At 66.9% G+C, this 7,941-nt stretch carries 7 protein-coding genes and 1 riboswitch; of the genes, 3 read left to right on the top strand and 4 right to left on the bottom strand.

Features of this window, described 5'->3' with window-relative positions:
• The 3 genes from BN2503_RS19585 to BN2503_RS15915 all read left to right on the top strand — a co-directional run.
• A partial coding sequence (locus BN2503_RS19585) for a transposase (RefSeq protein WP_148639746.1) occupies positions 1-153 on the top strand: 153 nt, incomplete at its 5' end.
• Between the two features lie 197 nt (positions 154-350).
• Complete coding sequence (gene hemB, locus BN2503_RS15920; protein ID WP_054257621.1) at positions 351-1,358, top strand: porphobilinogen synthase; 1,008 nt, start codon at positions 351-353, stop codon at positions 1,356-1,358.
• A 39-nt stretch (positions 1,359-1,397) separates the two neighbouring features.
• Entirely contained in the window at positions 1,398-2,534 is a 1,137-nt protein-coding gene (locus BN2503_RS15915; RefSeq protein ID WP_054257620.1) for a magnesium transporter CorA family protein, read from the top strand.
• A gap of 3 nt (positions 2,535-2,537) precedes the next feature.
• Here the strand turns inward: BN2503_RS15915 and BN2503_RS15910 are convergent, their stop codons facing one another.
• The 4 genes from BN2503_RS15910 to metH all read right to left on the bottom strand — a co-directional run bounded on the left by BN2503_RS15910 (position 2,538) and on the right by metH (position 7,731).
• Positions 2,538-3,185: a chalcone isomerase family protein gene (locus BN2503_RS15910; RefSeq protein WP_054257619.1), complete on the bottom strand. Its 648-nt coding sequence runs from the start codon at positions 3,183-3,185 to the stop codon at positions 2,538-2,540.
• A 226-nt stretch (positions 3,186-3,411) separates the two neighbouring features.
• Positions 3,412-3,930 carry a hemerythrin domain-containing protein gene (locus tag BN2503_RS15905; protein ID WP_054257618.1) on the bottom strand — a complete coding sequence of 173 codons (519 nt, stop codon included), beginning with the start codon at positions 3,928-3,930 and terminating at the stop codon, positions 3,412-3,414.
• A gap of 63 nt (positions 3,931-3,993) precedes the next feature.
• Positions 3,994-4,908, bottom strand: a complete 915-nt coding sequence (locus BN2503_RS15900; protein WP_054257617.1) for a YihY/virulence factor BrkB family protein — start codon at positions 4,906-4,908, stop codon at positions 3,994-3,996.
• 93 nt (positions 4,909-5,001) lie between these two features.
• Entirely contained in the window at positions 5,002-7,731 is a 2,730-nt protein-coding gene (metH, locus tag BN2503_RS15895; protein ID WP_074930388.1) for a methionine synthase, read from the bottom strand.
• 56 nt (positions 7,732-7,787) lie between these two features.
• A riboswitch (S-adenosyl-L-homocysteine riboswitch) is annotated at positions 7,788-7,886 on the bottom strand.
• Between the last annotated feature and the right edge of the window lie 55 nt (positions 7,887-7,941).

Here is a 7,941-nt window from a genome sequence, read left to right as displayed (position 1 = left end):
ATCCTCGCCTCAGCCATCTTCCCCTTGAACACCAGCATTCTCGAGGGCGTCAACAACCGCATTAAGGTCATCAAGCGTATGGCCTACGGGTTCCGGGATTCAGCCTATTTCTTCCTGAAGATCAAGGCCGCCTTCCCCGGAAAGGCGCGATGAACCAAAAAAAAGCCCGGCGGAAGCCGGGCGAGTAAGCCTTGCAAGGATTGCGGCCCGGCAAGGCCCCGCTCAGGGAGGTAAAGCGGGGGGCGGCGAACCGCCCAAGGGGCAATCTAGCACCGGCCTGCCAAGGGGCGCAATACCGGGCATTCCCGGGGATAGACGCCGCCGCCGCGAGGTGGCGCACAATCCTTGCCATGCATCTGTCCAGCCCCACCCCCTTCCCCGCGAACCGTCCGCGCCGCCTGCGCCGCGACGCGTTCACCCGCAACCTGGTGCGCGAACACCGCCTGTCGGCGCACGATTTCATCTACCCGGTGTTCGTGCACGAAGGCGAGAACCGCCGCGAGGCCGTGCCCTCGATGCCGGGCGTGGAGCGCCTGAGCCTGGACCTGCTGCTGCCCGTGGCGGCAGAGTGCGTGCAGCTGGGCATTCCCTACCTGGCGCTGTTCCCGGCCATTGACGCTGCACTCAAAACGCCCGACGGCAAGGAAGCGCTGAACCCCGACGGCCTGATCCCGCGCGTGGTGCGCCGCCTCAAAGCCGAGTACCCGCAGCTGGGCGTGATGACCGACGTGGCGCTCGACCCCTACACCAGCCACGGCCAGGATGGCGTGCTCGACGAGACGGGCTACATCATCAACGATGACACCGTGGAAATTCTCGTTGGCCAGGCCCTGGCACACGCCGCCGCGGGCGTGGACATGGTGGCGCCCAGCGACATGATGGACGGGCGCATTGGCGCCATCCGCGACGCGCTGGAGGCCCATGGCCACATCCACACGCGCATCATGGCCTACAGCGCCAAGTACGCCAGCAGCTTCTACGGCCCCTTCCGCGACGCCGTGGGCACGCGCGGCGCCCTGGGCAAGGCCGATAAAAACGTGTACCAAATGGACCCCGCCAATACCGACGAAGCGCTGCGCGAAGTGGCGCTGGACTTGGCCGAAGGCGCGGACATGGTCATGGTCAAGCCCGGCATGCCCTACCTGGACGTGGTGCGCCGCGTGAAAGACGAGTTCAAGGTGCCCACCTTCGCCTACCAGGTGTCGGGCGAATACGCCATGCTCAAGGCCGCCGCCGCCAACGGCTGGCTGGACCACGACGCGGTGATGCTGGAAGCGCTGCTGGCCTTCAAGCGCGCGGGGGCCGACGGTATCCTCACCTATTTTGCCCGGGATGCGGCACGTTTGCTGCAAAAATAAGAGCTGCTTGCGCTTGACCAGTAAGCGCTGGAGGCCGATTTGACTGTGAACACCGTGGCGCCGCTGCGCATCTTCCACCTGCAGCCTGGCAGCGGCGTGCGCGAGCTGGCGCAGTTGCCCTCGGCCCCGCCCGCGCAGGGCTTCTACTGGCTGGCCTGCACACGCGGCGCGCTGCAGGAACAACTGGCCAGCGTGCAGGCGGCACTGCAGGCCGCCGCCGGACTGCAGCTGGTGGATCTGCACGTCTCCGACCTGCTGAACGCGCAGCTGCCCTCGCGCTACGACTACACCTCGCAGTACGACCTGCTGGTGCTGCGCCGTCTGGCCAGCGCCGGGGCCGATGCGGCCGCGCCCCTGCCGCCGCTGCGCAGCGGCCCGCCCGTGCTGCGGCGCATCGACACCAGCCCCGTGGGCTTCGCACTGTTCGACCAGGTGCTGCTGTCTGTGCACCCCGGTGACTGCGGGGTACGCGACGCCTACGCGGCGCGGCTGCTTGCGGCCCAGCCCACCGACCCGCGCGACGGCCGCGCCAGCGCCACGCCCGGCGCGCGCACGCCCGCCAGCCCGGCCGACCTGATGCTGCGCCTGGCCAACCTGATCGTGGACGGCTTCCTCGACCTGCGGCGCGAACTCTCGCGCCAGCTCGACCACTGGCAGACCGAACTGCTGCGCCCGCGCACGCGCTTTACCAACTGGGGAGCGCTGCTGGACGCACGCCTGTCGCTGCACGAGCTGGACGACGTGTGCGAGGACCAGCGCCAGGCAGTGCAGGACTGGATCGACGCGCTCGACACCTGGAGCGCGCCCGAAGGCACGCAAGGCCCGCGCGAACTCGATCTGCTCAAGGTGCGCAGCCGCGACCTGCTGGAGCACATCGAGCGCGTGGTGCACCACGTGCGCCGCCTGGAGCAAAGCACCGAGACCGTGGTGCAGATGCACTTCAGCGTGCAGAGCAACCGCACCAACGACATCATGCGCACGCTCACCGCGCTCACTGCGGTGTTTCTGCCGCTGAACCTGATCGCTGGCATCTTCGGGATGAACTTTGAGTTCACCCCCTTTGTGCACCAGCAAAGCGGCTTCTGGTGGGCCATGGGCGCGATGGCTGCGATCGCGCTGGCGCTCGTGCTGCTGTTCTGGCGCAAGCGCTACCTGGCCAGAACCGAGGAACGGTAAAGCTCAGGGCGCAGCAACCCCGGCGCTGGCGCCGGCGCCGGCGCCCACCAGCGCCTCCTTGAGCATGGGGTCCGCTGGCGACTGGCCGAGCCAGATGCGCAGAATCATGCCGAAATACTCCGCGTCACCCACGGGCGCGCCCTGCGGCTGGCCCTGGATGAAGAAGGTCGTGCCCTGACCGGGCACGTATTCCATGGCGAAGGTGTCGCCTTCGACGAGCTTGCTGCGGCCCGAGAAGATTTCCACCAGCCGGTTGCTCGCGGGGGTATGGCGGCGGATCTGCTCCGGCGTGGCGTTGGCCGACAGACCCTTGATAAACGACAGCCCCAGATCCGTGCCCGGCAGGTCGCGCAGCGCGACGAAGCTCAGGCGCACCGGGCCCTTGGCGGCCAGCACTTCGTCCGCCGTGCGCACCTTGCGCGGCAGGTACAGCGCCATGTCGTACACCTTGAAGATGGCGCGATAGCGCGTGCCCGCGCCCTGCAACACCAGGGGCGTGCCCTGCACGGTCTGCGTGGGCGCAAACGCCGTGGCGGCACTGGCCGCCGGCGCGACGAAGACCAGGCTGGCCGCCGTCAAGGCCAGCGCGCCGGCCATGCGGGCCGCCGCCTGCGCCGGGGCGTGGTACGAAAGATCGGGGGAGGCATTCATGGTTCGGAGTTCCGCTGAAGGGGGAAATCGCGCCAGCACCTGGGGGCAGTGGCGCCTCGGCTGCGGGCCATCATAGAGGCAATGGTTCCTGACACCAAATTCATAGAATTTGGCTATTAACTCCTGTTTTCATAGCTGCCAGCGCTTGCTTAGCAAGGGCTGCAGGCCTATTGCGCAATGATTTGATTGCGCACCCGCAGGAATGCGATGACGTTTGTTGACGCTCTCAGGCCACAGCGGGCTGTGGCGCGGGCGCGGCGTGCTCCTCGTCGTCGCCGCTGGAGCAGGCACCGCCACAGCCGTGGATCAGTTCCTGCGGCAAGGCGTCGGGCGCGTGCACGGTGTCGGTGGCGGGGTCGTAGCCCACGCGGCGCAGGTGCAGGGCCAGGGCGGCGTCCATGCTTTGCGAGTGCTGCGGGAACCACACGGCCAGCTCGCGCGCCATGGTGCGCACCACGTCGAGCTCGCCCTTGGCGCCGCGCTCGGCGCCCTCACGCATGATGGTCAGCACCACCTTGTGCTGCGTGCTGTGGCAGTTGCCGGAGGCAAAGCGCGTGGCGGCCATCCAGTAGTCTTCCTGGCCGAAGTGCTGGTCGGTGTGGTCGATCAGCGCCTGCCAGGCGGGCAGCACCTGGTCATCGCCGGCCTGCTCGACGGCAGCGAGCAGATCCACAAACTCACGGTGGGTGTCGTCCATCAGTGGCAGGTCGAGCACCAGGGCTTCGGTCCATTCGAGTGCAGCCATTTTTCATCCTTACCGGTCAAACAGGGGCGCCAGCTTAGCCAGCACGGCGGAACGCGCCTTGACTCAAGTCATCTCACCCAGCTGCTGGTGCTGCGGTACGCCCCCAGTGCGGGATACCTGCAGCGCGCGCGCGCAGCTCGCCGAGAACAGCAGCACCGCCGAGGAGAAGTAGATCCACATCAGCAGCACCACAAGGGAGCCCGCCGCGCCGTAGGCCGACACCACCGCCGCCGTGGCGAGGTACAGCGCCAGCGCCTGCTTGCCCACGCTGAACAGCAGCGCACCCACGGCGGCGCCGAACACCAGGCAGGACAGTGGCGGCTTGGGGCCGCTGCCAATGCGCATCAGCCCCACGAACAGCAGCACGGTCACCCCGAGCGACACCGATTCGTTGACCCCGCGCAGCACCGTCCCGGTGCCGAACGGCAGCCAGGCGCTGGCCCAGGTGGCGAGCACGTTGATGACCGTGGACAGCACCAGCGACACCAGCAGCAGGAAGCCGATGACCAGCACGTAGGCCAGCCCGCGCAACCGCAGCGTGGCCATGCGCCACCAGGCCTTGTCCTCGTGCACGGGCTGGCCGCCGGTCCACAGGCGCTCCAGCGCCGACTGCAGCTCGACGAACACGCCCGTGGCGCCCGACAGCAGCAGCACGAAGCCCGCGATGGACGCCAGGCGCCCCTCGCCCGGCGCCTTGGCGCTGGCCAGGGCCAGTCGCACCACCTCGGCGCCGCGCTCGCCCATCACGCCGCGCACCTGGTCAATGAGGTTGGTCTCCAGGTACGCCTTGTCGATCCACCAGCCCAGCACGCCCACCAGCACCAGCAGCAGCGGCGCCAGGCTGAGCATGCCGTAGAACGACATGGCCGCGCTCATGCGCAGGCCGTCGGCGTCGCGCCACATGCGCACGGCGCGCAGGAACAGCGTGGCCTGGGAGCGCAGCAGCGCGCGTGCGGCGCAGAAGAAAGATGGGGGCATGCGCCCGATTGTGCCGGCGCTGCGTGCATTACCAGCCAAATCGGGCTCCAGCGCTCGACAGTCAAGCGCTGACAGCTTCATTTTTTATAGCACTCAGAGGTTTGGTGCGAGGCGGCGGCGCAAGGTCTCCAGGTCCATGCCACGGCGCGCGGCCATGTCCTGGAGCTGGTCCTCGCCGATCTGGCCGACGTTGAAGTACGTCGCCTCGGGGTGCGCCAGGTAAAAGCCGCTGACGCTGGAGGCCGGGAGCATGGCCAGGCTCTCGGTCAGGCCCATGCCAATGTCTTCGGCTTGCAGCACCTTGAACAGGTCGATCTTGGCGGTGTGGTCGGGGCAGGCGGGGTAGCCGGGCGCGGGGCGGATGCCCTGGTACTGCTCTTTGATGAGCTGCTCGTTGCTCAGGTGCTCATCGGCGGCATAGCCCCACAGGTCCTTGCGCACGCGCTCGTGCAGGCACTCGGCGAAGGCCTCGGCCAGGCGGTCGGCCAGGGCCTTGAACATGATGCTGCTGTAGTCGTCCAGGGCGGCGAGGAATTCTTTTTCCTTCTTCTCGGCGCCGATGCCCGCCGTGACGGCAAACAGGCCCGCGTAGTCGGCCACGCCGCTGTCCTTGGGCGCAACGAAGTCGGCCAGGCAGCGGCTGGGGCGCATCACGGGCCGGCCATCCGGGCCGTCCACGGCCTGCTTCTCGGTCTGCTGGCGCAGGCCGTACCAGGTCATCAGCACCTCGGTGCGCGACGCGTCGGTGTAGAACTCGATGTCGTCACCCACGCGGTTGGCCGGGAACAGGCCCAGCACGCCGTTGGCCTGCAGCCAGCGGCCTTCGATGATTTTCTTCAGCATGGCCTGGCCGTCGGCGAAGACCTTGCGCGCCTCCGTGCCCACGATCTCGTCGTCCAGGATGGCGGGGTAGGGCCCGGCCAGGTCCCAGGTCTGGAAGAACGGGCCCCAGTCGATGTACTGGGCGATTTCGGCCAGGTCGAAGTTCTTGAACACGCGCCGCCCCAGCACGCGCGGCACGGTGGGCGGGTGCTGGGTGAAGTTCACGGGCGTGGCATTGGCGCGCGCTTTTTCCAGCGGCCACAGCGGGGTTTTCTTTTTCTTGGCGTGCAGCTCGCGCACCTTTTCGTAGTCGGCCTCGACTTCGGCCAGGTACGCCGCCTTGCCCTCGCCCAGCAGGCTTTGCGCCACGCTCACGCTGCGCGAGGCGTCGGGCACATAGACCACGGGGCCGTCGTAGTTGGGCGCAATCTTCACGGCGGTGTGTACGCGCGAGCAGGTGGCGCCGCCAATGAGCAGCGGAATCTTCTTGATGCGGAAATACTCGTCCTTGTCCATCTCGCCCGCGACGTACTGCATCTCTTCCAGGCTGGGGGTGATGAGGCCCGACAGACCGATGATGTCCGCCCCCTCGGCCTTGGCGCGCGCCAGGATTTCATGGCAGGGCACCATCACGCCCATGTTGATGACCTCGAAGTTGTTGCACTGCAAAACGACGGTGACGATGTTCTTGCCAATGTCGTGCACGTCGCCTTTGACGGTGGCAATGACGATCTTGCCCTTGCTCGACACGTCCAGGCCCGCAGCTTCTTGCTGGCGCTTTTCTTCTTCGATGTAGGGAATCAGGTGGGCCACGGCCTGCTTCATCACGCGCGCGGATTTCACCACCTGGGGCAGGAACATCTTGCCCGCGCCGAACAGGTCGCCGACGATGTTCATGCCGTCCATCAGCGGCCCTTCGATGACGTGCAGCGGGCGGCCACCGCCCTTGACCACGATCTCCTGGTAGGCCTCTTCCGTGTCCTGGACGATGAAGTCGGTGATGCCGTGTACCAGCGCGTGCGACAGGCGCTCGCCCACGGTTTTCGGGTGCTCGGGCGTGCCGCGCCACTCCAGCTTTTTGCTGTCGTCCTTGGCGGCGCCCTTGGCGGCCTCGGCGATCTCCAGCAGGCGTTCGGCCGCGTCGGGGCGGCGGTTTAGCACCACGTCTTCCACGCGCGTGCGCAGTTCGGGCTCCAGGTCGTCGTACACGCCGACCATGCCGGCATTGACGATGCCCATGTCCATCCCGGCCTGGATGGCGTGGTACAGGAACACGGTGTGGATGGCTTCGCGCACCGGCTCGTTGCCGCGGAAGCTGAAAGACACGTTGCTCACGCCGCCCGACACCTTGGCGCCCGGCAGGTGCTGCTTGATCCAGCGCACCGCCTCGATGAAATCGACCGCGTAGTTGGCGTGCTCTTCGATGCCGGTGGCCACGGCAAAAATGTTGGGGTCGAAGATGATGTCTTCGGGCGGGAAGCCCACCTCATCGACCAGGATGCGGTAGGCGCGCTCGCAAATCTCGATCTTGCGCGCAAAGGTGTCGGCCTGGCCCTGCTCGTCAAAGGCCATGACCACGGCGGCGGCGCCGTAGCGCTTGATGAGCTTGGCCTGCTGCTTGAACGGCTCCACGCCCTCTTTCATGCTGATGGAGTTGACGATGCCCTTGCCTTGCAGGCAGCGCAGCCCGGCCTCGATCACCTCCCACTTGGAGCTGTCCACCATCACCGGCACCTTGGCGATGTCGGGCTCGGAGGCGATGAGGTTCAGAAAGCGCACCATGGCGGCCTTGCTGTCGAGCATGGCCTCGTCCATGTTCACGTCGATGATCTGCGCGCCGTTTTCCACCTGCTGGCGCGCCACCGACAGCGCTTCCTCGTACTGCTCGTTGAGGATCATGCGCGCAAACGCCTTGGAGCCGGTGACGTTGGTGCGCTCGCCGACGTTGACGAACAAACTGCCCTCGCCAATGAACACGGGCTCCAGGCCGGAGAGTTTCATGGGAGGAATGGCAATAGCGGACATCAGGCTCACCTGTGCGATCAGTTCGGGGATGAAACAGGCGAGCGTCGTTGCGAAGGGCACAGGGCGCCAGGCCCATGGCAGCCCCAAGCCTGACGGGCCGGCACGGGCCCGCTGCAACGCTCCTTGGGGGAGGCGAGATTTTACGCGGCCCCAAGGCCACAAGTAAAAACAGGCTGTAGCGCTTGA

The sequence above is a fragment of the Paenacidovorax caeni genome (assembly GCF_001298675.1).
In the GTDB taxonomy this organism is placed as follows: domain Bacteria; phylum Pseudomonadota; class Gammaproteobacteria; order Burkholderiales; family Burkholderiaceae_C; genus Paenacidovorax; species Paenacidovorax caeni.
The sequence above is the reverse complement of the archived record's forward strand: the minus strand, read 5'-3'. Positions and strand labels throughout refer to the sequence as shown.

What these genes read in the sequence shown, in the direction of transcription:
- metH (WP_074930388.1), bottom strand. Translation starts at nt 7,731, where the DNA reads ATGAAACTCTCCGGCCTGGAGCCCGTGTTCATTGGCGAGGGCAGTTTG.
- BN2503_RS15905 (WP_054257618.1), bottom strand. Translation starts at nt 3,930, where the DNA reads ATGGCTGCACTCGAATGGACCGAAGCCCTGGTGCTCGACCTGCCACTG.
- BN2503_RS15910 (WP_054257619.1), bottom strand. Translation starts at nt 3,185, where the DNA reads ATGAATGCCTCCCCCGATCTTTCGTACCACGCCCCGGCGCAGGCGGCG.
- BN2503_RS15900 (WP_054257617.1), bottom strand. Translation starts at nt 4,908, where the DNA reads ATGCCCCCATCTTTCTTCTGCGCCGCACGCGCGCTGCTGCGCTCCCAG.
- hemB (WP_054257621.1), top strand. Translation starts at nt 351, where the DNA reads ATGCATCTGTCCAGCCCCACCCCCTTCCCCGCGAACCGTCCGCGCCGC.